The following is a 24,044-nucleotide window of genomic DNA, read 5'->3' as shown; positions in this document are numbered from 1 at the left end:
AGTTAGTCGTCGAAGGGTTTAATCTGTTCTAGGCTCACCACGGTCTTTTCCTGGCGAGTTACCTGTAGCACCCACATCTCACCGGGTTTCAGGTAGGGATCTTCGGTGGGGAGGTGCCGAGAAAGAGAGAAGGGTAGGCGCTGGGTGAGAACCCCCAGAATAGTGGGCAGTACAGGCCTGTGGGTGCAGAGAACTACCGGCTTATCGTACTTGTCAAAAAGGGATTCTACTATCTTGGCAGCTGCTTTAGGTGAACGCTCATTAGCTGCCTCTGTCAAGGCACGCTTTTCTTTGATAGGTAGCCCCTGGCTCTTAGCATAGGGGTAAAGGGTCTGCATGCAACGCACCCAGGGCGAGGAGATCAGTTTCTCAGGCCCCCAGGCTTCCATGAGACGACCAGCGGCAAGCGCCTGACGTTTACCGGTTGCAGCGAGGCTTCGTTCGCCTTCGGCTCCAGCCCAGGTAGAACGAGGCTTCGCTTTTGCATGGCGGATGGCGATCACGGGGCGGGTGCGCAAGAGGCCTTTTTCGTAGAGGCTGATCAGGGCATCCAGAGGCTCACAATCGGTAGGGTTGGTGAGCATCTCTCGGGCCTGCTGGGGGCTAACCCACCGCAGTTCATCCACTTCACTCTCATCTGCTTTAGCCTTGGCACCTTGGGGTAGCTCTGCCGCCCAGTAAAAGACCTCTTTGGAGCGTTTCTTAACGCGGTAGGCAGTGACAGCCAGCGGCACACCCAGGGTGATTTGCAGCCCCACCTCTTCCCTGACCTCTCGCACCGCAACCTCAGGCAGCGTCTCTCCCGGGTCCTGTTTGCCCTTGGGCCACGACCAGTCATCATAGTTGGGGCGGTGGATGACCAAAACCTGCAGTTGATCACGGCGGTAACGCCAGATCAGGGCGCCAGCTGCATTAATCTCTGCACTGTTGCCGGCTCCGCGCTGAATGCTGAGGGATTCGTCTGCGCTGTGTGCTGCATAGACGAATTCTGTGGTTGCTTTGGGCATAAGCTGAGCTCTCTGTGTGACGGGCAGGGCCATGCCCTTGGGCTAACCCTGCGTTAACCCAAGGACATTCTATCTGTCGGAGTAGGGGCGGTACGCCCCCTGTCTACTTCTTCTTCTTATCCCTACTTGATAGGTAGGAAGCCTGGACGTCGAGGAGCGGCTGACCGTCCTTGTTGAGGTGGTGCCTTTCCCACTTACCATTGGCGTCCAAGTGCCAGTTGCTGGTCTTGGGAGAGAGGTAATTATCAAACATATCCAGGAGATACTTCACGTGGGCGGGTGCCTTGACCTGAACCAGTGCCTCGACACGGCGGTCCAGGTTACGGTGCATCATATCGGCTGAACCAATGTAGGTCTTAGGTGATCCGCCGTTCTCAAAGGTGAAGACACGGGAGTGCTCCAGGAACCTGCCCAGCACAGAACGCACCTTGATATTCTCAGAAAGGCCAGGAACTCCGGGGCGCAGGGCACAGATACCGCGAACAATCACGTTGACCTCAACCCCGGCCTGGGAAGCGCGGTAGAGGGAATCAATGATAGCTTCATCCACCATGGAGTTGCACTTAATCTGAATTTTGGCTTTTTGGCCTGCCAGCTTGTGCTCAATCTCCTTATTGATGTTGTCAATTAGACCTGAGCGCAGGGAACGCGGAGCCACCAAGAGCTGCTTGTAAGTGGTCTTGGGGGCGTAGCCGGATAGCTGGTTGAAGAGACGAGAAACGTCCTCCCCAATCTGCTGATCACATGTAATCAGCCCCAAATCCTCGTAGAAACGGGCGGTGGAGGGGTGGTAATTGCCGGTACCAATGTGGCAGTAGCGGCGCAGACCGTCAGCCTCTTTGCGCACCACCAGTGAGAGCTTACAGTGGGTTTTCAGGCCCACGATACCGTAGACTACATGCACGCCAGCGCGTTCTAGTTTGCGGGCCCATTCAATGTTGGCCTGCTCGTCAAAGCGCGCCTTAATCTCAACCAGCGCCAGCACCTGCTTGCCTGACTCTGCTGCCTCAATGAGAGCGTCCACGATGGGGGAGTCACCCGAGGTGCGGTAGAGGGTCTGCTTGATGGCCTGGACGTTAGGGTCAGCTGCCGCCTGCTCCAAAAAGGCCTGCACACTGGTAGCAAAGGAATCGTAGGGGTGGTGCAACAGTACATCGTGTTCACGTGCTGCCCCAAAGACGTCAGCAGCCTTGGACGTTTCGTTAGCGTTGAGCCAGCGGGACGTATGCGCCACGTGCTTGGGGTAGTGCAGAGCTGGGCGGTTTGCCTTGGCAATAGCAGCAAAGCCGCGCATATCGAGGGGAGCGGGCAGCTTGTAGATTTCGTGACCGTCGATCCCCAGTTCAGAGACGAGAAGATCAAGGATATTGGGGTTGATGGTGTCTTCAACCTCAAGACGCACGGGCGGTCCAAAGCGGCGACGTAGCAACTCCTTTTCTAGAGCCTTGAGCAGGTTCTCAGCGTCGTCCTCTTCCACCTCCAAATCTTCGTTACGGGTAACGCGGAAGGCATGGTGCTCTACGACCTCCATGCCGGGGAAGAGAACATCCAGATGCTGGGCGATAATAGCTTCCAGAGGGATGAATCGTGCCTCTGAGGAGGAAGAGTTAACGGCGCGGGAGCCGTCGATAGAGATCATGCGGTCGATGGTCTCGGGTACCTTGAGACGGGCGAAGAGCTCTTTGCCGGTCTGTGGGTTACGCACGATAACGGCCAGATTCAGCGACAGCCCAGAGATGTAGGGGAAGGGGTGTGCCGGGTCCACGGCTAGGGGAGTGAGGATGGGGAAGAGCTCAGCGCGGAAGAAACGGGTGAGTTTCTCCTTGGCAGCATCTTCAAGGTCATCCCAGCCCACAATACGGATTTTCTCTTTTTCCAGCTCGGGGTAAACCTGCTCGTGAAAGACACGGGCCTGGCGCTCCTGCAGAGCGTGGGCTGCCTCAGCGATTTCTTCCATCTGCTCTTCAGGAGTCAACCCTGAGGGCGCAGGTACCGCGATACCGGTAGCGATACGACGCTTCAACCCTGCCACACGCACCATGAAGAACTCGTCGAGGTTGCTGGTCACAATCGAAAGGAAGTTGAGGCGCTCTAGCAAGAAGAGATGGGGGTCCTCTGCCAATTCCAGCACGCGGGTATTGAATTCAATCCAGCTGGTTTCACGGTCCAAAAAACGGTCACTACCAAAGTCACCGGCAAGGTTAGGTAGCTTAATCTTCTCACCGATATCGATGCGGTCTACGCGGGTCTCTGCACGTTCGATCTTGTTGATGTCACCGCCGATATGGTTGCTGGTATGAACTCGAGTATCAGATTGAGTAGTCATGGAGTCCTTTTCCTACTGTGTGGGGTTGAATGAAGTTTAGCGTTCTGTGGTAGCCAGATATTGGCGATCAATCGTTAGCGGTGAGAAACCGAGAGAGCGGTAAAGGGTAACAGCAGGGGAGTTCTCTGCATCCACGTAAAGCACGATCCGGTCGAGTTTCTTACCCGGGGCATAGTGAGTCCGCGCTAAATACGCCATACCCGCTAGAGTCAGCGACCGTCCTAGCCCCTTATCCTGCCAGTCGGGAGTAACACCCACGGCATAGACCTCACCCTCTAGCACCCCGGTCTGGTGGTGCGGAATTTTGGTCCAGTGGGAACCGGCAATGCTCCCAGCACCATCTTTGGCTAAGAAGAAACCCTCGGCTCTGAACCAATCAGAACCGGTACGCTCCTCAAGATCTTTGAGGGTCAGCTTTCCCTGCTCGGGGTGGTCAGCAAAAGCCGCTGCATTAGCCTCTACCCAGCCAGCGGCGTCCTTCTCGGTGTAGGTCTCCAAGCTGATGTCAGCAGGTAAGGGGGCAGCCTCAGCTGCAGCGAGGATGCTAGCACGTGCCTCATCAGTCAAGGCAAGCCCCATTTTGAAAAGCTCACGCTGAGCCACAAATCCCTGGCTCTTAGCCAGCTTTTGGGCGGAAATCATTGCAGAACTTGAAGCATCAGGTCCACCGTGTACCCAGGCGGCTACCTCTCCACCCACCCGCGTCAAGGCTTCTGTAATGAGGGCTGTGCCCAGGCCGCGCTCGCGGGCTGAGGGGTCCACGGCGGCCTCAAGAAGATAGCTATCACCATCAGTCACCAGAGCAGCAAAACCTCTGGTTTCGCCAGCCTCACAAACTTCGAGAATACGCACTGCGCTACTCTCCCCGCGAGACCACTTACGTGCTTCAACCAGGGTCTGTTCCGAGAAGGGCTGAGCCTCATCGAAGCTAAAGGCTCGCTGGGCTAGGGCTTCAAGCCGCTCAACAGTCGCACTGCTCGGTTCTTGCCATAGAAAATCTCTTGAACTCACTGGTGTGTCCCCCTACACTTCTTTACCTAAAACCACTCTACTAGCAGCGGCCCCCCGCTTACGGGGTGGGTTGGACTAAAAGAGGTCAAAGATTTACCGAGAACCCCGTCTAACGGTCAGTGAGCCGGGGGGAATTGAAGCTGTAACCCACATTGCGGACGGTCGTGATGAGCTGTTCATGGTCAGGGCCCAACTTGGACCGCAAACGACGAATGTGGACATCCACGGTGCGGGTGCCACCGTAGTAGTCATACCCCCACACCTCGGAGAGCAACTGGGCCCTGGTGAAAACACGCCCTTGATGCTGCACCAAAAACTTCAGAAGCTCGAACTCTTTATAGGTCAGGTTGAGAGGGGAGCCCTGCAAACGGGCTGAATAGGAGGCCTCATCCACCGTGACGCCGCCGGCACGAATCACGGTTTCATCCGGGGTTTCTGCCGGCGCGCTGTGTGTCGCCAGTAAACGTAGCCGGGCTTCTAACTCCGCTGGACCAGCACTGGCCAGCATGATGTCATCTACCATCCACTGTGCTGAGACAGCGGCTAGACCGCCTTCGGTGAGTACCATCATCAAGGGAGTCGCTAGACCGGTACCTTTGAGCAACTGGGCGCAGTTGCGGGCAGCTACCAGCTGCTCGCGAGCGTCCACCATCACCACATCGGGTGAATGTGAGCTCACCACCGGCGCTGCTGCGTTCAGCGGCAAGACAGTCAGACCGTGAGTCAGTAGACCTAGGGACGGGGCGACATCGCTGCCTTCAACCGCCGCATCGCTCAACAGAACAATCTGCACCATACCGATCACCGCCTTTCTGCGCGCTCAACGCTCCAACAGTAAGTATAAAACGCCCCACCCCAAACATTGATAAAAAGGTTCGGTATACGGGAAGATGATATGAATACTGAACGCGCACCCCACTACGTAAGAAGAACGGCCCCTGTGTCTACCAAAGAACCCACCTCCACCCGGACCATGCGCACTTTCGTGCCAGAGTTGAGTAGGCTACGCCGAGCCCGTCAAAAAACGGTGTATGAGGGTCCCCTGGGGAAAATTGGGGCTACACGGCGTTCGCGCTACCTGCTGGTTGCCATTTCTGCGGTGGTAACTCTGGTGGGGTTAGTGCTTGCCGCCTCTATCGCGCCCTGGGTTGCTGCTCTGATGGGCTTTATCGCCGTTCTCTTTATCGCTGGCGGGTGGCCAGCGGCAACGGGTATTGCCGAGCTGCGAGGCCGTACCCGTATTACCTCTCACTCGGTCATTGTTTTCTTGGCAGGCACCACCTCTGTGCTATATTCCTGGCTCACTGATGGATCCCTTCCCCTCGAGGCTTTACCAGCCATCGCAGCTGTGGGTGTTGTTGCCAGCTTCCTAGTAGAGCTGGCACGCGGTGAAGGGGCAGTGGGACGCCTAGAGTCAGTGATTAGCTGTGTTACCGGGGTGCTGGCGTCGGTATCAGTCGCGGGGTGGGTAGGGCTTGCTGCCCTGACCCGTCTTGAAAACAGTAGCCTGCCTGTGGTTTCCATCGGCATCATTGTTGGTGTGCTGTTGGGTCTCATCGGGGTACGCGTTATCTCTGCCGGCCCCAAAGAAGGCCCCCGTCGCGGCGCTATTACGCTGGGCGTAACACCGGTGGCCTTCATTGGCGTTATCGGTTACGTATGTGCGACATTCCTCACTCGCATGGTAGGGTAGCCGTATGAGTATTCTTGCACTTGAAATCTTCTTTCTGACCCTCCTGGGCCTAGCAGGTCTAGCAATTTTCACCTGCATCGGCTTTGTGCTAACCGGATTGTTCCGCGGCCAGAAATAATAAGCCCCTTACCACAAGACCCCGTGCACCGTTGCGCGGGGTCTTGTGCGTACCGGGAAACGGTTTTTGAAGCCTGAGCCCTGTTTCGCCCGCCGCCTAAGCCGCTGACCAGCGCCCCATCCCGGGCTAAACTGGTGGCTATGGCTATTGAAATTCCTTCAAATCTCACCCCTGAACTTGTGCCCCTCTCCTGGCTACTGGGCACCTGGGAAGGCACCGGTTCTCTCTGGTATGAGGGAGCTGAGGAAACCCCATTCGGGCAGATTATTACCTTCACCCAAGACGGCCTTCCTTTTGTGGAGTACCGTGCTGAGTCTTTCTTACTCGATGATCAGGGGCAAAAGCTGCGCCCGCTGACCGTCGAGACTGGCTTCTGGCAGATTGACCGCCCCCAGGTCGATGGGGACGTCGGCCCTGGTCTCGTGCCAGCTGACGTGGTGCCCGTCCATAAGGACGCAGATTCTGTTGAAACTCTGCGCAATGAGGACGACGGTTTCAACATCCTTGCCACCATCGCCCACCCCGGCGGCCTCACCGAGAACTACGTGGGTATGATCAAGGGGCCGGTAGTGCGCCTGCAGACCGGCAACATGTTGCAGGATGACATCACCAAGGAGTACGCCGGTTCGGTGCGTCTTTGGGGTCTAGTCAACGGCAATCTCATGTGGGACTGGGAAACAGCTAACCCCGTTACCCGCAAGCTGGAGAAGCACGCTTCGGCTGAGCTTCGTAAGACCTCGTCCATGACCGGTGATGATCTGGGTGCAACCATGTTTGGCAGCCTGGATGATGAACCCGGCGACAGCGAGTCCAAGTAAAACCCGGCTGGAAAAGTAAAAACATGACTAAGACCGATTACCGCAGCCCCCTGCTCAGCCGAAAGGGTGCTTTTGGCGCCCTGGGGCCGGATGCCGGCGTCGCTGCCCACTACGGGGATCCCAACGCCGAACAGCGCGCTCTGGCACGTAAGGTGCCCCTGACCCTGGTGGACTATTCCCAGTTGGGTGTAGTGACGGTGGAAGGGCCCGATCGACTATCTTGGCTCACCACCCTCTCTAGCCAAGTGCTGAACAACCTAGACGAGGGTCAGAGCGCTGAGTTACTGCTGCTGTCGCCCCAGGGGCGCATTGACTTCTGGGCTGCGGCGGTTGAGAAGGAGGGCGCAGTTTGGCTCATCACTGAACGGGCGGCCGCCGCGGAGCTCACCACCTACCTGGAGCGCATGAAGTTTATGCTGCGGGTTGAGATCACCAACCGCACCGATACTCACGCGGTACTGGGTAGCACCCTTGACCCCCGTACCGTTGAGAGTGCCCCGGCTGCCCTGCGCGGGGGTATCGTCTGGCAGGACCCCTGGGCTAACGGTGTGGCGGAGGGCGGCTACACCTATACACAGGCAGGGGTAGAGCACCCCGGCTCTGGCTATAGCTGGTACCTGACCGTCGTCCCCTCTCACCAGCTGCTGGATGCCACCGAAGGGGTGGCTCTTGCGGGTTCTTGGGCTGCCGATGCCCTGCGTATTGAGGCGTGGCGGCCGCGATTTGGCACTGAGGTAGATGAGCGCACCATCCCGCATGAGCTAGACCTAATGCGCACGGCAGTCCATATGAATAAGGGCTGCTACAAGGGCCAAGAAACCGTGGCTCGCGTGCATAACCTGGGCCACCCGCCGCGCCGCCTGACCTTCCTTGACCTGGACGGCTCTGAACACACCCTACCGCGGGTGGGATCCCCGGTCTTCGCCGGCGAGAAGAAGGTAGGTTACATCAGCTCGGTTGCCCTGCACCATGAGGCTGGCCCCATTGCACTGGCTCTGCTCAAGCGGTCGGTTGACCCGGCCGCAGATCTACGCGCTATCGATGACAGTGATTTTGATGGGGACGGCAACCCGGCACCTGCCACCCACTACGCCTGCTCCCAGACCGTTATCGTTGCTCCGGATGCCGGTCAGGTGGCTGGCCGCCGCACTATGGGCGACTTCTTCCGAGGTTAACTGCCTGAATCGAATAGCTAAAAGCATTCTCAAACGGTTATCAGCTACAGAAAAGCCGCCTGCCCCGGTGAGGGCGGGCGGCTTTTCTCTGCTTAGCTTTGCTACTTAGCGGCCGAAGAGCACCTTAGCTTCTTCGTAACGGTAGGCGGGAACGGTCTTGAGACCGTCCAGTGCCTCTGAGAAATCAACGCGTTTGATATCGGTGCCCTGCATAGCAACCATCTTGCCCCACTCCTTATCGTGAATCATATCCACGACCTGAATGCCCAGGCGGGTGGAGAGCACACGGTCAAAGCCGGTAGGTGCGCCACCGCGCTGAATGTGGCCCAGAGTGGTGTTACGGGTTTCGATACCGGTGATTCGCTCAATCTCCTGAGTGATGTACTCACCAATACCGCCCAGGCGAGGGCGGCCGTCCTTCTCTTCACCCTTGTCTGCAAGAACATCATCGAAGCCTTCGGGGATGAAGCCCTCGGCGACAACAACCAGGGGAGAGCGTCCGCGGTCGTGAACTTCCTTAACCCAGACAGCTACCTCTTCCATAGAAACCTTGACCTCAGGGATCAGAATGGCGTGGGCGCCACCGGACATACCTGAGTGCAGAGCAATCCAACCTACGTGGCGGCCCATGACCTCTGCAACCATGGCACGGTGGTGAGATTCACCGGTGGTGCGCAGACGATCTAGAGCATCAGTTGCGATAGAAACCGCAGTGTCAAAACCGAAGGTGTAGTCGGTGGCCTGCAGGTCATTATCAATGGTCTTGGGCACGCCTACTACGGGGAGACCAGCATCAGCCAGACGCTTAGCGCCAGCCAGGGTGCCCTCGCCACCGATGGCAATAATGGCGTCAATACCGTTGCGTTCCATCATGATTTCAATATTTTCAGCACCACCCTTGGGGCCATCAAAGGGGTTGGTGCGGGAGGTGCCCAGAATGGTGCCGCCCACACGAGCTAGACCGCGCACCTTGGTGCGGGGAAGGTCCATGAAATCACCCTCGACAACACCACGCCAGCCATCGCGGAAGCCAACGAATTCGTCACCGTAGGTTTTGATGCCATTGAGCACTGCACCGCGAATAACAGCGTTGAGGCCGGGGCAGTCGCCGCCGGAGGTGAGCAGACCGATCTTCATGGGAGGATCTCCTAAAATATTCCTGAAAAGGGAATGATGGTTTCTATGACCAACGCATTGGGGCGAGTCAGTTAACCTACCTCAAACATGTTGGTCTTTGTTGGTTTCTATTCTAGTAAATTTGGTCTTGAGTGGGTAGCTGTGGGCTGGGTTGGGTTGTATGTTTCTAACCTCTGCCTTAGGGTCAGAAGCAACTTTATTGGCAAGTCGCGAGCTAAAGCTGAGAAGCAGGCTGGCACCTCGCCCCCACAAGATTTAAATAGTTCGACCGCTAACCAGCACAGCAAGAGCAAGCTGACCCTCTCACCCGGTTCGCTGACGCTCACGAGGCGATTCACGCCAGCCCCAAGCCAGCTTGCTTTTTTGCTGTGCTGATCAGCGGTCTTGGACCTCTGTCTCCTACTTGGCGGTGCCCAGCAGCTTTTGAATACGCGCTACACCCTCAGCCAAGTCCTCATCACCCAGGGCGTAGGACAGGCGCAGGTAGCCAGAGGGGCCAAAAGCCTCGCCGGGAACTACCGCAACTTCGGCTTTTTCCAGAATAATTTCGGCCAGCTCAGCGGAAGTTTCAGGGCGCTTGCCCGCAATTTCTTTGCCCAGCAGGGCTGTAACGTCCGCGTAGACGTAGAAAGCGCCCTTGGGGGTGGGGCAGCGAACACCTTCAATGGCGTTCAGGCCTTCGACAATGGCCTTGCGGCGGCGGTCAAATGCAGTGTGCATTTCGTTGACGGCGTCCAGCGAACCAGAAACGGCGGTGAGAGCTGCCATCTGGGCTACGTTGTTAACATTGGAGGTCATATGGGACTGTAGGTTGGTCGCTGCCTTGGTGATATCGGCAGGGGCAATCATCCAGCCCACGCGCCATCCGGTCATAGCGTAGGTCTTTGCAACACCGTTGAGGATGACGGTGCTCTCGGCAAGAGCAGGAACGGCAGCAACAATAGAGGTAAAGGGCACGCCATCGTAGGTCAGGTGCTCGTAAATCTCATCGGTCAGCACGATGATTCCCTTTTCCAGTGCCCACTCACCGATAGCCTTGGTTTCCTCGGGGGTGTAGACCGCACCGGTGGGGTTGGATGGGGAGACAAAGATCAGTGCCTTAGTCTTTTCGGTGTAGGCAGCCTCAAGCATGTCCGGGGTGACCTTGTACTCCAGGTCGCTGCCCGCAAAAACTTCCACGGGGTTGCCACCAGCTAGGCGGATAGCCTCGGGGTAGGTGGTCCAGTAGGGGGCGGGGAGTAGGACCTCGTCGCCTTCGTCAATGACGGTAGCGAAAGCCTGGTAGACCGCTTGCTTGCCACCATTGGTCACAATGACCTGAGAAGCGTCGATGTCGATGCCGGAGTCACGCCTGGTCTTTTCGACAATGGCCTGCTTAAGGGCGGGTAGGCCAGCTGCCTGGGTGTAGCGGAAGTTTGCGGGGTCGTTGAGGGCCTCGCGAGCCGCGTCAACAATGTAGGCCGGGGTGGGGAAGTCTGGCTCACCGGCGCCGAAACCGATGACGGGGCGGCCCTGGGCTTTGAGCGCCTTGGCTTTGGCGTCAACGGCTAGGGTAGCTGAGGGGGCGATTGCGCCAATACGGCGTGAAACGCGGGCAGACATGGGGAATCTCGCTTTCATCCCATAAAAGGGTGGCTCGGGGTTGTGGTCGCTTGCCTGAGGGGCTCTACCTCTAGCATAGGAGTTCCAGCGGGTGAGTACATCTTTATAAGAGGCTGTGGCTAATAAACACCGAACTTATGACCCTGATAGACCGTTTTTGCCAAAGCAAGAAAAGATGATGTACAGTAGGTACCGTTGTTCGCAACCGAACAACACTGGTTTGTGCCCTAAGAAGTACAGACGCTTTGAAGACAGATGTTTTCAAAGGGCGGTGGCTCAATTGGTAGAGCAGCGGTCTCCAAAACCGCAGGTTGCAGGTTCGAGTCCTGTCCGCCCTGCTCAAGCCTCACAGGTTTTCTTTCAACCGAACACATCTGTTCATAGGTAAGAAGTAGAAAGGGGCGGGCCCTATATGGCTAAATCAATCGCCGCTCGGACCGCCGATTCTCACGAAAATGGCGCAGAAAAGACCCCCGGTTTCTTTGGGCGCATCTTCCAGTTCCTCCGCGAAGTTATCGCCGAACTCAAAAAAGTAACCACACCCACCGGCAAAGAACTGGTGCAGTACGTGATTATTGTTCTTCTCTTTGTGGCCTTTATGCTCCTACTAATTTCAGGTCTTGACTACCTTTTCGGTCAGGGAGCCTTCTGGATTTTCGGTAACGGCGTAGCCTAAGGGCCCGCTTAGTTGGGCTAAAGCAGCCTTAACCCCGTAAAATCATTTACCAAGACGAACGCGCACGTGCGCGATAGACAACAGATGAAAGCAGGAAAGCGTGTCCGAGCAGGAAATGCAGCACGAAGCCGATGAGGTTGTAGAACCTGCCCAGCAGGCAACCGATGAGGGCCACGAAGCTGTAGAAGTTGCAGCAGCAGAAGTGGTTGAAGAAGTTGAAGCGGCTGAGGCTAACGATGAGCCCACCGTCGATCCCCTTGAAGAATTCAAGTCCAAGCTTCGCCGCCAGGAAGGCGAATGGTTTGTTATTCACACCTACGCTGGCTACGAGAACAAGGTTAAGGCTAACCTCGAATCCCGTGTGCAGACTCTGAACGCTGATGAAGATATCTTCGAAGTTCAGGTGCCCATGGAAGAGGTCATGGAGGTCAAGAATACCTCTAAGAAGATGGTCCGCCGCGTTCGTATTCCCGGCTACGCACTGGTGCGCATGAACCTTACTGACGAAAGCTGGGGCGTTGTGCGCCACACCCCCGGTGTTACTGGCTTCGTAGGTCAGGACGCCTACAACCCCGTCCCACTACGCCTTGATGAGGTTGTTGAGATGCTGGCTCCTGTCTTTGAAGCTGAGCAGGCTGAAGCCGGTGTTGCGCCGGTAGCTGCGCCTGTTGTCGAAACCGGTTTCGAGATTGGCGAGGCAGTTACCGTCAAGGACGGCCCTTTCGAGGGTATGCCCGCAAGCATTTCAGAAATCAACGCTGCTTCACAGCAGCTGGTGGTTCTCATCTCTGTCTTCGAGCGTGAAACCCCTGTGACCCTGAACTTCGCCCAGGTCACCAAGGTCTAAGACCTTTCGGTGTAGCTCAAGAGCCGCTTTCCGCGTCGGGGGAGCGGCTCTTTTGCTCCCGCTGTGAGCAAAAGCTAGCCCCGGTCGTCCGCGACGACCTGGCATAAGGGCGGCAAAACTACTAAGATATAAGTTTGTGTGTGCACCTACGCTTGGTGCCTCCACACAGGCGACCGCGCCACGGCCGCCACCGGCCGACGCATACTCCTGTGCGCCGGTACACCAGCTAAGAAAAGGACCAAGAATGGCTCCCAAGAAGAAGGTCTCAGGCCTCATTAAGCTGCAGATCCAGGCAGGCGCTGCTAACCCGGCTCCTCCCGTTGGCCCCGCACTCGGTGCGCACGGCGTCAACATCATGGAATTCTGCAAGGCATACAACGCTGCAACTGAATCACAGCGCGGCAACATCATCCCCGTAGAAATCACCGTTTACGAGGATCGTTCCTTCACCTTCATCACCAAGACCCCTCCCGCAGCGCAGCTCATCAAGAAGGCAGCTGGCGTTCCTAAGGGTTCCGGTGTTCCCCACACCCAGAAGGTCGGTTCACTCAACATGGACCAGGTACGCGAAATCGCACAGACCAAGATGGATGACCTGAACGCTAACGACCTTGATGCAGCATCAAAGATCATCATGGGCACCGCACGTTCAATGGGTATCACCATCGACTAATCTCAGCCTCTCGCTGAGACGAGGCTATCGCCTCACCCAAGACAAATTATTAGAAGCCTAACCCCGGCCACGGGGAAGGCAAGTGGCAGAGCCGAGCGCGGCTCATAAGAGACCACACCTGCAAAGGAGAAAAGCAGATGGCAAAGCGCAGCAAAGCGTACCAGGCAGCTGTAGCAAAAATCGATGCGGAGAAGCTTTACGCACCCGCAGAGGCTATTGCAGTTGCAAAGGAAATCGCAGCAGAGAAGCCCCATTCAACCGTTGAGGTTGCACTGCGTCTGAGTGTTGACCCCCGCAAGGCAGACCAGATGGTCCGCGGCACCGTAAACCTGCCCAACGGCACCGGTAAGACCGCTCGCGTGGTTGTTCTGGCTGAAGGCGAGAAGGCTGCAGAAGCTGAAGCAGCTGGCGCAGACTTCGTTGGTTCAGATGACCTCATCGCAAAGATCGCTGGCGGCTGGGTTGACTTTGACGCAGCGGTTGCTACCCCCAACCTTATGGGCAAGGTAGGCCGCCTGGGTAAGGTACTTGGTCCCCGTAACCTCATGCCTAACCCCAAGACCGGCACCGTTACCATGGACGTCACCAAGGCTGTTAACGACATCAAGGGCGGCAAGATTGACTTCCGCGTTGACCGTAACTCCAACCTTCACTTCATCATCGGTAAGGCTTCCTTCACCGAGCAGCAGCTGACCGAAAACTTCGAAGCAGCTCTTGAAGAGATCAACCGCCTGAAGCCCTCATCATCTAAGGGTCGCTACATCTCAAAGGCTACCGTTGCAACCACCTTCGGCCCCGGCATCCCTGTTGACCCCGCGACCTTAGCTGCATAAGTCTAGTTTTCTAGTCTTAGTCTTTAAGGCAGGCTTTCCGCTCAGGCGGGGGGCCTGCCTTTGTTTTGAGCTAGTCATCGTGCACCTTGCCGCCCAACGTGCCTCTTAGAGCTGCACAGTCGTCAATAAGGTGCACATACGCGGGGATAATAGAGACCATGAATAAACCAGGGCTGCACCTAGCCGGTATCAGTAAAAACTACGACGGCACCATCGTTCTAGGCGGTCTTGACCTATCTTTGCCTACCGGTCAGATGCTAGCCCTGCTGGGGGCTTCTGGAGCCGGTAAATCGACTCTGCTTCGTCTTATTGCAGGGCTGGAAGAGCCAGATGCAGGCGTCATCAGCTTCGGTGGGCAGGCTATAGAGCCGGGCCAGACTGCCCTGGTCTTTCAGAAACCCGTGCTCTACCCCCACCTGAGTATTGAAGAGAATATTCTTTTTGCCTTTCGCCTCAAGAAGTCTGCACCTTTAGACAGGGAGCATTACAGCTCTCTGGTGCACACCCTGGGGTTGGGAGACCATCTGAAGAAGAAACCCGCTCAGCTATCGGGTGGGCAGGCGCAGCGGGCAGGTATCGCCCGCGCTCTGGTGCGACTCACACCGGTGGTCCTCTTCGATGAGCCACTTTCAAGTGTTGATGAAACAAGCAGCGCCAGTATTCGCTCTGATGTGCAGCTCTTGCATACGCAACTAGGTTTTACCGGCATATATGTCACCCACGACCAAAATGAAGCCCTCCAGATGGGCCAACGGGTAGCCGTTTTATCGGGCGGACGTCTAGCCCAGGTGGGCACCCCAGAGCAGCTTCTGGCGTCTCCTGCCTCTGCGGAGGTAGCTCACCTGGTGTTCCCTCTTTACAACTCGTTTGATGCGCAGCTAGCGGGGCGGGCCGTCCGTGCGGGACTGAACGCCTTTGCTTTTTCACCCGGTAATCAGCTGGGGAGCCTCACCGCTGTGGTCCGCAGCAGCTGGCAGCATACAGCTGGCCTACGGGTAGAAATAGAGGTCATTCATGATGCTCTGATCACTACCGAGGCAGGAGAACTTACTATCCCTAAGGGCACCGTACTAGCAGCCCTGCTCACCGGAAGACGGCATGTGGAGACGGGGCATCGCCTTAATGGGGAAATAGACCCCGCTGGCCTCCATATCTTCCCGGCATAGGGCTAAAGAACGTGATTAAGCCCGCTTAAGGACGAAAACAGCTTGCCTAGCCGCCGGAATCCGTGGTTAGATGGAATAACCAAAGACCGCCGGTCTGTGCCTTCTTCACAGAAGAACACGGTAAGGGCTCACAAGGAGCCACCTGCGTAGGTGCCGATAAAACAATACCTACTAGAAAATTTTCTGGTCTGTATTATGCCTCGATGCCTGCGCGTCGGGGCATTTTTGTTAGCCCGGCGGGATAAGAACTGGAAGGAACACCATGGCAACACAGGAAAAGATTGCTGCTGTTTCCGAGCTCAAGGAACTCCTTGAAGCTTCAAACGGCGTAATTCTCACCGAGTACCGTGGTCTCACCGTTGCGCAGATGAAGGATCTTCGTCGCGCGCTGGGCACTGAGACCGAGTACGCCGTGGTAAAGAACACTCTGACCGCTATCGCGGCCAAGGAAGTTGGCATCGACGCATTCGATGGCCAGCTCCACGGCCCTAGTGCAATCGCATTCATCAAGGGAGACTTCATTGATGCTGCGAAGGGTCTGCGTGACTTTGCCAAGGCTAACCCCCAGCTAATCGTTAAGAGCGGTTACTTCGAGGGTGAATCCCTCGACGAAGCTGGTATCAACAAGTTTGCAAGCCTCGAATCACGCGAGGTACTTCTTGCAAAGGTCGCAGGCGGCGCGAAGGGTGCAATCGCTAAGGTTGCTCGCACCGTTGACGCTCTGCGTATCAAGCTCGAAGAGCAGGAAGGTGCTGCACCCGAGGCTGAGTAATCACCCGGTTGTCTGTCACTTTTTATAGACTTTTGGCCCCATATGGGTCAGCATAATTTTCAAGCTCGCAGGCTGAAAAATTTAGGCTTGCAACTGAATTAAAAGAAGGAGCCAATCTCATGGCTAAGCTTTCAATCGAAGAACTCATTGAAGCATTCAAGGAACTATCACTCGTTGAGGTTTCAGAATTCGTCAAGGCATTTGAAGAAGAATTCGACGTAACCGCTGCAGCTCCCGTTGCTGTTGCTGGTGCCGCTGGCGGCGAAGCTGCTGAAGCTGAAGAGCAGACCGAATTCGACGTTATCCTCGAATCAGCTGGCGAGAAGAAGATCGGCGTTATCAAGGAAGTTCGTGCACTGACTTCACTCGGCCTGAAGGAAGCTAAGGACCTCGTTGACTCAGCTCCCAAGGCTGTCCTCGAAGGCGCTTCCAAGGAAGACGCTGAGAAGGCTAAGGAAGCTCTCGAGGGCGCAGGCGCAACCGTTACCCTCAAGTAAAGTTTCTAACTTTTCTTATCTTTGGCGCAGGGGCGGCACTCCTTTCGGAGTGCCGCCCCTGCGGCATTTAAGGCAAAATCCGGTCACTGGCTAAGGCTGAGCTAGAGGGGGCGCCCTGTAGGCTAGATTGTAACAATCGTTTGACAGATATGGGCTGCTTTTTCATTGAGGGAGCTTGGCCCGCACCAAGGAGACCAGCCCCGTGACAAAGCCCAGACGTCCCGATGCCGCCGACCTACTGGCAGCGGCGGAAGAAGCCTACCAAGACCACCATGCAACCGTTCTTGCTGACCCTGACTATCCGGCGCTCCACCTTGCCCCCCCGGTAGGCCGCCTCAATGACCCTAATGGGCTGATCTATAAAGACGGGGTCTACTACGCCTTCTACCAGTACTCACCGGTACACCCCACCCGCGCCGTCTTCTGGCGTCAGGCCACCAGCACTGACCTCACTCACTGGGAAGACCGTGGCACCACCATCGCACCCACGGACTGGTTCGACAAGAACGGCTGCTATTCCGGTTCTGGTTTTGTGGGTGAGGGCGGAACCCTCGAATTCTTCTACACCGGCAACGTCAAAGATGAGCAGGGTAACCGTGAAGCCTACCAGGTGCTGTTTACCTCAGAGGATGATGGCGCCACCTTCACCAAGCAACAGGTGCTGATTGATGGCCCAGAGGCTGGCTACACCGCTCACTACCGTGACCCCCACGTCTTTGAACGCGATGGACTCTTCTACGCCATTATCGGTGCTCAGCGGGAGGACGAAACCGGCGCCGTAGTGCTTTACCGCTCCACGGACCGCCGCACCTGGGTCTTCGCCGGCGAAATTTCCTTTACCGACCCTGCTCTGGCAGATATGGGCTACATGTACGAGTGTCCGGGGCTGATTCAGCTGCGTGACACCGACGGTCAACTCAAGGACGTTCTCATCTTCAGCCCTCAGGGCATGGAAGCAGACGGGGAGAAATACAACAACATCTTCCAGACCGGCTACCTGGTGGGCACCCTCAACTTTGATACTCTGCTCTTCACAGTCGAGACTCCCTTCACCGAGCTGGACTCTGGCACCGAATTCTATGCCCCGCAGTGCTTCCACGGGGTAGGAGCAGACGGTTCTCACGCAGTTTTGCAGGGCTGGCTGGGTAATGCTGACCAGGATGATCAGCCCTCCTGGGAAAACTACTGGGTACATATGCAGACCTACCCTCGCACCCTGACCCTGCGCGGTGGGCAGCTACTGCAAAACCCTGTGCGCCAGCTTGATAGCATACTGGATCCAGCGCCTGTGACCCCGGTGTCCGGCGGAGAAATTGTTGAAGCTAAGGACGCTCGCGTCTTTAGGCTGCGGGGTACCGTGAGGGTTGCAGAGACCCCTGCCCATATCACGGTGGAAGACGCCGCTGGGCAGGCTCTAGACATCACCCTAGATGCTACCGGTGCCGCCCTTTCCCGGGCAGGTTCCCGCTACACGGTGGGGGGCACTGACCGCCGCCGAACCTTGGGAGAAGCCGCAGAACGTACCTTCGATTTACTCATTGACGCCTCAGCTACTGAGCTTTTTGTTGACGGAGGGACCGCTGCCTTTGCATCCCGGGTTTACTTCACCGGTAGCAAGCGAACCGTCCGGGTGCAGGGGGCGGTGCTCTCGTTAGAATTCGCTCGACGCGCGGAGTAGACCCCTCGTGGATGCCCGGCGAAACTTTTGTTACTTTATGGCAAGTGTTGCCGGGTTAAAAACTGCAATCCTTTATCAGTAATGATAGTGTGACAGAAGATACCGCATAGGCGGTAGCTCACAAACCATAGAAAATGAGGTGCACCGTGGCAGGCTTTTTCAAAAAACTCTTTGGCGGTAACGAGCAGGCAGAGCCTGCGCCAGCACTACCGGCTGAAACCCCTGCGGTGCAGACCGTAGCTGCTAATGATCTCAGTGCTCCCCTGGGAGGCACCGTGGTAGAACTGTCGGACGTATCTGACCAAATGTTCGCTTCCGGTGCCCTGGGCCCCGGTGTGGCGATCGAACCGGTCAGCGGCACCGTAGTAGCACCTGCCGATGGCATTGTAACGGTCGCTTTCCCCACCGGTCACGCCTTCGGCATCCGTACCACTGACGGCCTAGAAATCTTGATTCACGTAGGCTTTGACACCGTTGAACTCGATGGTAAGTTCTTTAACGCTAAGGTCGAAAAGGGAGCCGCCGTCAAGCGTGGAGACGTGCTGGTGGAGTTTGACTTAGAAGAGGTCAAGACAGCGGGATACCCTGTTACCACCCCGCTGGTTATTACCAACGCTAAGGTCGCCATCTCATCGGTGCAGGCGCTCAACGTGGGCAGCCAGGTAGCCGCAGGCGATGCTTTCCTCACCGTAGAACGTAAGGGATAACCCCATCCCTAGTTATAGGGATATATAACCTACACATAAGCGCCGCCCCTTTCTGAGAAGTAGAAAGGAGCGGCGCTTTTTCATTTCCTGTCCTAACACTGTCTGCACCGCGCTAAAGATGCTAATATGTCAAACGATTGGCATATTATCTGGCTCACATCACCACACCTGCCACCAGGTTGACCTCGGTGGCTCATACACCAAGGAGACGGCATGGATCATCAATCCGTGGCTGAACGCGTGCTGGCCAACGTCGGCGGCGTCCACAACATCCAGGCAGGCGCCCACTGCGCCACCCGCCTGCGCCTCGTGCTCAAAGACCCTAAAGCGATCAATCAAACCGCGTTGGATAATGATGACGATATTAAGGGCACCTTCCAAAACGCTGGCCAGTTCCAAATCATTGTGGGCCCCGGCGACGTCAATGAGGTCTATAAGCATCTTGTGAATAAAGGGATGAAGCAGGCGTCCAAGGATGAGCTTAAGAGCGTGGCGGCGTCTAAGGGTAACCTGGGCACCCGTTTCCTCAAAACCGTCTCCGATATCTTCTTGCCCATCATCCCCGTGCTGGTAGGCGCGGGTATGTTGATGGCACTGAACAACGTGTTAACCTCAAAGGATCTCTTCTGGGGTGAAGGCGCAGCTCCTCTGGTGGAGCAGTTCCCCTCTTGGGCTGGTTTCGCAGAAATCGTTAACCTACTTTCGGCAGCGGCTTTCGCCTTCCTGCCTGTGCTGGTAGGCTACTCGGCTACCAAGGTCTTTGGCGGTAACCCCTACCTGGGCCTCACCATGGGAGCAGCCATGGTCTTCCCCTCCCTCGTCAACGGTTACAACGTGGCCGCTGCCCTCGAAAATGGCACCATGACCTACTGGGATGTTTTCGGCCTCCAAGTGCAACAAGCAGGCTACCAGGGCACCGTTCTGCCTATCCTTTTCGTAGCGTACATTCTTGCTAACGTCGAAAAGTTCTTCCACAAGATTCTCAAGGGCGTCATCGACTTCATCTTTACCCCCACTCTCACCTTGCTCATCACCGGCTTTATTACCTTCCTAGCTGTTGGTCCCGTGATGTTCAAAGCCGGTACTATGCTGGGTGACGGCATCAACTGGCTGTACACTACCGCTGGCCCTATCGGCGGTTTCCTCTTTGGTCTTATTTACTCACCTATCGTGATTACCGGCTTGCACCAGTCCTTCCCGCCCATCGAGCTCATGCTCTTCGACAACGGCGGCTCCTTTATCTTCGCGACTGCTGCAGTTGCCAACGTAGCCCAGGGCGGTGCAGCACTGGGTGTTTACCTTTCAACTCGCGATGAAAAGCTCAAAGGTATCGCAGGCGCCTCAGCGCCTTCAGCATTCTTGGGTATTACCGAACCTGCTATCTTCGGCATTAACCTGCGTCTACGCTGGCCCTTCTACATCGCGATGGTTTCTTCTGCAATTGGCTCAACTATCATCGCGTTGCTAGGCGTTAAAGCGGTAGCTCCCGGCGCTGCTGGTTTGATCGGCTTTGTTTCCATCGGTACTCAGTATGGTGCCGGCTGGCCTGGCTTTTTCCTTGCCATAGCAGTTTCAACCGTTCTGGCAACCGCTGCCACCTTCGTCTACGGCAAGAGGGTAGCTGCTAAGGCTACCGCTGATACCACCGCTGCTCCTGTGCTTGCGAGTAGCACCCCCGGTTACGAACTGACTTCCCATATGAAGGGATCTGCACTGCCCCTGGCCTCTGTCTCTGACCAGACCTTTGCCTCCGGCGCGCTAGGGCCCGGCGTTGCTGTTGAGCCCACTGAAGGCAAGCTCTACGCACCTGCAGACGGTAAAGTCACTGTAGCTTTCCCCACCGGTCACGCTATCGGTATGCGCACTGAACAGGGCGTTGAACTGCTCATGCATATCGGCTTTGATACCGTGGAGCTCGACGGCAAGTTCTTTAGCCCCAAGGTAGAAAAGGGTGCTGAGGTCAAGCGCGGGGACGTGCTGGTGGAGTTCGATATGGACGCCATCGCCGCCGCGGGTTACCCTCTGACGACTCCTTTGGTCATAACCAATGCCAAGAAGTCTGTTGGTTCAGTCGAACTGGCGGTTGCTCCCAGTAGCACTGTTGTATTAGATGACATTCTGGTCGCAGTAACTGCCCCCGAGCAGGTTCCTGCCTCCTAGATTTCACCGCCAGAACTACTTATTTACCGGTAAAGAACTGGGCCCGGCTGTACTACAGCCGGGCCCAGTTTGTTTTTTGCGCGTCATACCGCTAGCCCGGTCCCTCCGTGGATAATTAGAAATATTCATAGGATTTTGTGCACCTTGAGAACCAGAGGAAAGAACCATGGCAGAAGAAAACCACTACGCCTTCACCGTCCGTCAGGCAACCGAAGCTGACTGGCCCGGCGTCATCGACGCTCTCACGAGTGCTTTTGAACATGACCCAGTGATGAACAACGTCATGGGAGGTGACGGCAAAAGCCAGAAGGTGCGGGACCTCTTCGACTTCCAGATCCGTCACACCTATGGCCCCAAGGGCACAGTTGATGTGGCCGTGACCGAGGAGGGAAAGATCTTGGGCGCAGCTCTCTGGCTCTCCCCGGAGGGGCAGAAAGGCGGCTTGATTGATGAGATCAGGGCACTGCCCGAATATGCAAAAATCCTAGGGCCGGGCCTACTACGAGCCGCTATTGTCGATCTAAAACTTCTCGCCGCGCGGCCCAATTTCCCCCACTGGCTCCTTTACACCATCGGTGTGCACGAGGACGCTCGTGGGCACTCTATCGGTTCTCATTTGCTCGATTTCCGCCGCTTTCAGCTGGGTGAGCTACCTGCCTACCTAGAAGCATCCACTTATCGCAGCGCCAAACTTTACGCCCAGCACGGTTTTGTGGAGCTCTTCCGCTTCAAGAGTGGTAAGCCGGTTCTGGGAATGCTACACCCGGCGCCGGTCACCCAGGTCTCCAAAAATAACCCTGCAGGGCGCTAGAAGGCTAGTCTAAAGAGACCCGGGCGGGCTGCTTCTGGCGCAGCGTACTCCCCTCGTACACGCTCACCGGTAGAACGTCAGCCCAGTCCAGATCACCCCCCTGCCCTGCAATAGCGTGGAGTAGGCGCGCAACTGCGCGCTGGGCAATCTCATCGATAGGTTGCATCACGGTGGCTAGATGCGGGAGCATGGCGCGGGTATAGGGAGCCCCGTCGAAACCAATCACCTGTAGGTCCGTGGGAACTTCTAGCCCCAGCCTCTGGGCACAGCTGAGTACCATTGCCGCATATATATCGTTAGACGCAAAGACCGCATCGAGGGTGGGGTATTGGTCGAGATAGCTGGCAATCATTTCCATTTTGTGGGCATGGGGAGTATCAAAACCCAGTTCGAGAGTGCGGCCTGCGATGCCGTGTTCAACCAGGGCATCACGGTAGCCTCGCAGTCGCAGGTTACCCTCAGACGCAGTTGAGGTGATGTGTACTGGCTCTTTCGCACCGCGTTCTAGCAGTAGAGAAGTGGCCCGGTAACCGCCGTCGTAGTTATCGCAGCGCACGTTAGGGGCCTTGCCCGTTTCAGCGCGATCGATGGTGATTAGGGGCGCACCCATGAGCGGGAACTCGGCCACCAACTGAGAATGAGCGCCGGTGATGACACCGTCCACCTGGTTGGCTAATAGCATGTCAAGGTAGCGCTGTTCAGCTTCTGGCCGTTCCCCACTGTTACAGAGGATGGTTTTGTAGCCGGCCTCCGCGAGGTGGGACTCAAGACGGTAGGCCATTTCACCGTAGAAGGGGTGGGCAACCGAAGGGAAAACCAGACCGATGAGCTGACTCTTGCGGCCTTGCAAAGAACGGGCGATCGCGTTGGGCCGGTAGCCCAGGGTTTTCATTGCTTCGAAAACCTTGGAACGGGTTTTTTCTGAGAGGTAGCCGCGGTTGTTAAGCACACGGGACACCGTGGTGGGAGAAACCCCCGCAAGTGCAGCAACATCACTGAGTTTGGGCTGAGACATGTCTCCCTTGGCTGATAGATAAAAAATGTACTTCTTCAGTATAGGGGCATGCCGAGAACGCACGGGGGTATGGCCGCACCTTCATCTGCTTAGACAAGTAGCCCCAAAAATTGGCAGTTTTTTTCTGCCTCTGCGCCTTCAGGAGGGAGCAGCGCCAGCGCATCAGCTGAAGCGAAGCCGGTCAGCATGTGGGAGCGGGTTTTATTATGTGGGGTGAGACGGATGCCCCCCGGTGTTGCCTCGATGGTCACAGGTATCAGACGCAAATCTTTTGTGCTGTAACCGGGGACCGCTGCGGTGAGGGTTCCGGTGGGTAACTGCGGTAGTGGTTGCCGGAAGATACCGGCAAGGACGGCGGGCAGGTAAGAGTAAAGGGCGACGTGGGCTGCCAGGGGGTTCCCGGGCAAGCCTAACGCCAGACGTCCGTCCGGTAGGAGGGCGGCGAGCGCCGGGTGGCCGGGGCGGATGGCTACTGATTCGAAGATGTAGGTAGCACCTAGTTCTGTTAGGGCGCGGCGTACCCAGTCTACGTCTGAGGTGCTGGAACCGCCGGTGAGCATGAGGATATCGGCGGCTGTGTGGCCCAGCCAGTGATGGAAGTTTGGGGCGCTGTCTTGCAGACGAACCGTAGAGGTTACTCTGGCTCCGAAAGATTCAATGATGAATGGGAACTGGGGCGAGAAGGCATCGCGTACTTCGCCTGGGCCTGGCAAACCACCGGTGATGATTTCGTTGCCGGTGTAAGCCAACGCCACGGTGGGTTGGGTATAGACCGGCAGGCTATCGAAACCCAGTGTTGCCAGTGAACCGATATGACGGGCACCCAGGCGGATACCTGCTGCTAGCACTGTGGCTCCGGCTGCTAGTTCTTCACCGGCGCGGCGAATATCGTCGCCAACTGCTGGTTGCCGGTGAGGGGATCTTTCAAAGAACTGGGGGAGGGCTTCAATCATAACCAGGTCACCGTCATTAGACAGCCGGGCATGTTCTAGCCTCAGCACGGCGTCCGCACCGGGTGGCAGTAGCCCACCGGTCAGAATGGGGGTGGCCTGCCCTGCCTCAAGTGGCACGGTTTTACGGTGAACGTTCTCGCCGGGTTGGGATTCTTGGCTTGCAAGCAGTTGCCAGGGGCCCCGGCCGGCCAAGGCATAGCCGTCCATAGCAGATGAATCATAGTGGGGCACCGGTAGCGGACTCTTCAGGGGCTTCGCTAGGACCCTGCCGATGGCTGAAGACAGCGCTACCTGCTCTGTGGCAGCTGCATGCAGGCTGCCCTCAGCGTGCAAAAGGGTGCGGGCATCGAACCAGGAAACATGCTGCAT

General features: G+C 56.7%; 22 protein-coding genes and 1 tRNA gene. 15 read left to right on the top strand and 8 right to left on the bottom strand.

Going from position 1 to position 24,044, the window contains the following annotated elements; translation table 11 throughout:
- Positions 1–2: 2 nt before the first annotated feature.
- From VVR27_RS00570 to VVR27_RS00555, 4 genes are all read right to left on the bottom strand, one after another.
- Complete coding sequence (locus VVR27_RS00570) at positions 3–1,007, bottom strand: NUDIX domain-containing protein (protein ID WP_368546619.1); 1,005 nt, start codon at positions 1,005–1,007, stop codon at positions 3–5.
- A gap of 103 nt (positions 1,008–1,110) precedes the next feature.
- On the bottom strand, positions 1,111–3,333 hold the full coding sequence (locus VVR27_RS00565) for an RNA degradosome polyphosphate kinase (protein WP_368546618.1): 2,223 nt from the start codon (positions 3,331–3,333) through the stop codon (positions 1,111–1,113).
- 36 nt (positions 3,334–3,369) lie between these two features.
- The gene (mshD, locus tag VVR27_RS00560) at positions 3,370–4,344 is read right to left on the bottom strand and encodes a mycothiol synthase (protein ID WP_368546617.1); all 975 of its coding nucleotides are present in this window, start codon (positions 4,342–4,344) and stop codon (positions 3,370–3,372) included.
- A gap of 109 nt (positions 4,345–4,453) precedes the next feature.
- Positions 4,454–5,140, bottom strand: coding sequence for a winged-helix domain-containing protein (locus tag VVR27_RS00555; protein ID WP_368546616.1), 687 nt, complete (start codon positions 5,138–5,140; stop codon positions 4,454–4,456).
- A 144-nt stretch (positions 5,141–5,284) separates the two neighbouring features.
- Here VVR27_RS00555 and VVR27_RS00550 point away from each other — a divergent pair, with 144 nt between their 5' ends.
- The 3 genes from VVR27_RS00550 to VVR27_RS00540 all read left to right on the top strand — a co-directional run bounded on the left by VVR27_RS00550 (position 5,285) and on the right by VVR27_RS00540 (position 8,148).
- The gene (locus tag VVR27_RS00550; protein WP_368546615.1) at positions 5,285–6,037 is read left to right on the top strand and encodes a hypothetical protein; all 753 of its coding nucleotides are present in this window, start codon (positions 5,285–5,287) and stop codon (positions 6,035–6,037) included.
- Between the two features lie 258 nt (positions 6,038–6,295).
- A complete protein-coding gene (locus tag VVR27_RS00545) occupies positions 6,296–6,973 on the top strand; it encodes an FABP family protein (RefSeq protein ID WP_368546614.1) in 678 nt (225 codons plus the stop codon).
- Between the two features lie 23 nt (positions 6,974–6,996).
- Positions 6,997–8,148, top strand: coding sequence for a folate-binding protein YgfZ (locus VVR27_RS00540; RefSeq protein ID WP_368546613.1), 1,152 nt, complete (start codon positions 6,997–6,999; stop codon positions 8,146–8,148).
- A gap of 105 nt (positions 8,149–8,253) precedes the next feature.
- On the opposite strand, the gene VVR27_RS00535 is transcribed toward VVR27_RS00540, so the two are convergent.
- Both VVR27_RS00535 and VVR27_RS00530 read right to left on the bottom strand, forming a co-directional pair.
- The gene (locus VVR27_RS00535; RefSeq protein ID WP_368546612.1) at positions 8,254–9,285 is read right to left on the bottom strand and encodes a 6-phosphofructokinase; all 1,032 of its coding nucleotides are present in this window, start codon (positions 9,283–9,285) and stop codon (positions 8,254–8,256) included.
- Positions 9,286–9,684: 399 nt separating this feature from the next.
- On the bottom strand, positions 9,685–10,887 hold the full coding sequence (locus tag VVR27_RS00530) for a pyridoxal phosphate-dependent aminotransferase (RefSeq protein ID WP_368546611.1): 1,203 nt from the start codon (positions 10,885–10,887) through the stop codon (positions 9,685–9,687).
- A gap of 265 nt (positions 10,888–11,152) precedes the next feature.
- Here VVR27_RS00530 and VVR27_RS00525 point away from each other — a divergent pair.
- From VVR27_RS00525 to VVR27_RS00470, 12 genes are all read left to right on the top strand, one after another.
- Positions 11,153–11,225, top strand: a tRNA-Trp gene (locus tag VVR27_RS00525).
- Positions 11,226–11,299: 74 nt separating this feature from the next.
- Positions 11,300–11,563 (top strand): preprotein translocase subunit SecE, encoded by a 264-nt coding sequence (secE, locus tag VVR27_RS00520; RefSeq protein ID WP_346872176.1) that lies wholly within the window; start codon positions 11,300–11,302, stop codon positions 11,561–11,563.
- 100 nt (positions 11,564–11,663) lie between these two features.
- Positions 11,664–12,410 (top strand): transcription termination/antitermination protein NusG, encoded by a 747-nt coding sequence (nusG, locus tag VVR27_RS00515; protein WP_368546610.1) that lies wholly within the window; start codon positions 11,664–11,666, stop codon positions 12,408–12,410.
- Between the two features lie 244 nt (positions 12,411–12,654).
- Positions 12,655–13,083 (top strand): 50S ribosomal protein L11, encoded by a 429-nt coding sequence (gene rplK, locus VVR27_RS00510; protein WP_251379272.1) that lies wholly within the window; start codon positions 12,655–12,657, stop codon positions 13,081–13,083.
- A gap of 137 nt (positions 13,084–13,220) precedes the next feature.
- Positions 13,221–13,916 (top strand): 50S ribosomal protein L1, encoded by a 696-nt coding sequence (gene rplA / locus VVR27_RS00505; RefSeq protein ID WP_368546609.1) that lies wholly within the window; start codon positions 13,221–13,223, stop codon positions 13,914–13,916.
- 158 nt (positions 13,917–14,074) lie between these two features.
- Positions 14,075–15,082: an ABC transporter ATP-binding protein gene (locus tag VVR27_RS00500; protein ID WP_368546608.1), complete on the top strand. Its 1,008-nt coding sequence runs from the start codon at positions 14,075–14,077 to the stop codon at positions 15,080–15,082.
- 262 nt (positions 15,083–15,344) lie between these two features.
- Positions 15,345–15,854, top strand: a complete 510-nt coding sequence (gene rplJ / locus VVR27_RS00495) for a 50S ribosomal protein L10 (RefSeq protein WP_251379269.1) — start codon at positions 15,345–15,347, stop codon at positions 15,852–15,854.
- Between the two features lie 119 nt (positions 15,855–15,973).
- Positions 15,974–16,351: a 50S ribosomal protein L7/L12 gene (gene rplL / locus VVR27_RS00490; protein WP_346872171.1), complete on the top strand. Its 378-nt coding sequence runs from the start codon at positions 15,974–15,976 to the stop codon at positions 16,349–16,351.
- A 202-nt stretch (positions 16,352–16,553) separates the two neighbouring features.
- A complete protein-coding gene (locus VVR27_RS00485; protein WP_368546606.1) occupies positions 16,554–18,029 on the top strand; it encodes a glycoside hydrolase family 32 protein in 1,476 nt (491 codons plus the stop codon).
- 146 nt (positions 18,030–18,175) lie between these two features.
- Entirely contained in the window at positions 18,176–18,736 is a 561-nt protein-coding gene (locus VVR27_RS00480) for a PTS glucose transporter subunit IIA (protein ID WP_368546605.1), read from the top strand.
- A gap of 213 nt (positions 18,737–18,949) precedes the next feature.
- On the top strand, positions 18,950–20,896 hold the full coding sequence (locus VVR27_RS00475; protein WP_368546604.1) for a sucrose-specific PTS transporter subunit IIBC: 1,947 nt from the start codon (positions 18,950–18,952) through the stop codon (positions 20,894–20,896).
- A 166-nt stretch (positions 20,897–21,062) separates the two neighbouring features.
- Positions 21,063–21,707, top strand: a complete 645-nt coding sequence (locus VVR27_RS00470; RefSeq protein WP_368546603.1) for an N-acetyltransferase family protein — start codon at positions 21,063–21,065, stop codon at positions 21,705–21,707.
- Between the two features lie 4 nt (positions 21,708–21,711).
- Here the strand turns inward: VVR27_RS00470 and VVR27_RS00465 are convergent, their stop codons facing one another.
- Both VVR27_RS00465 and VVR27_RS00460 read right to left on the bottom strand, forming a co-directional pair.
- Positions 21,712–22,722: a LacI family DNA-binding transcriptional regulator gene (locus VVR27_RS00465; RefSeq protein WP_368546602.1), complete on the bottom strand. Its 1,011-nt coding sequence runs from the start codon at positions 22,720–22,722 to the stop codon at positions 21,712–21,714.
- An 89-nt stretch (positions 22,723–22,811) separates the two neighbouring features.
- Positions 22,812–24,044: a molybdopterin molybdotransferase MoeA gene (locus VVR27_RS00460; RefSeq protein ID WP_368546601.1), complete on the bottom strand. Its 1,233-nt coding sequence runs from the start codon at positions 24,042–24,044 to the stop codon at positions 22,812–22,814.

The sequence above is a fragment of the Rothia sp. LK2492 genome (genome assembly GCF_040946345.1).
GTDB classification, from domain to species: Bacteria; Actinomycetota; Actinomycetes; order Actinomycetales; family Micrococcaceae; genus Rothia; species Rothia endophytica.
This window is presented reverse-complemented; position numbering and strand designations above follow the sequence as displayed.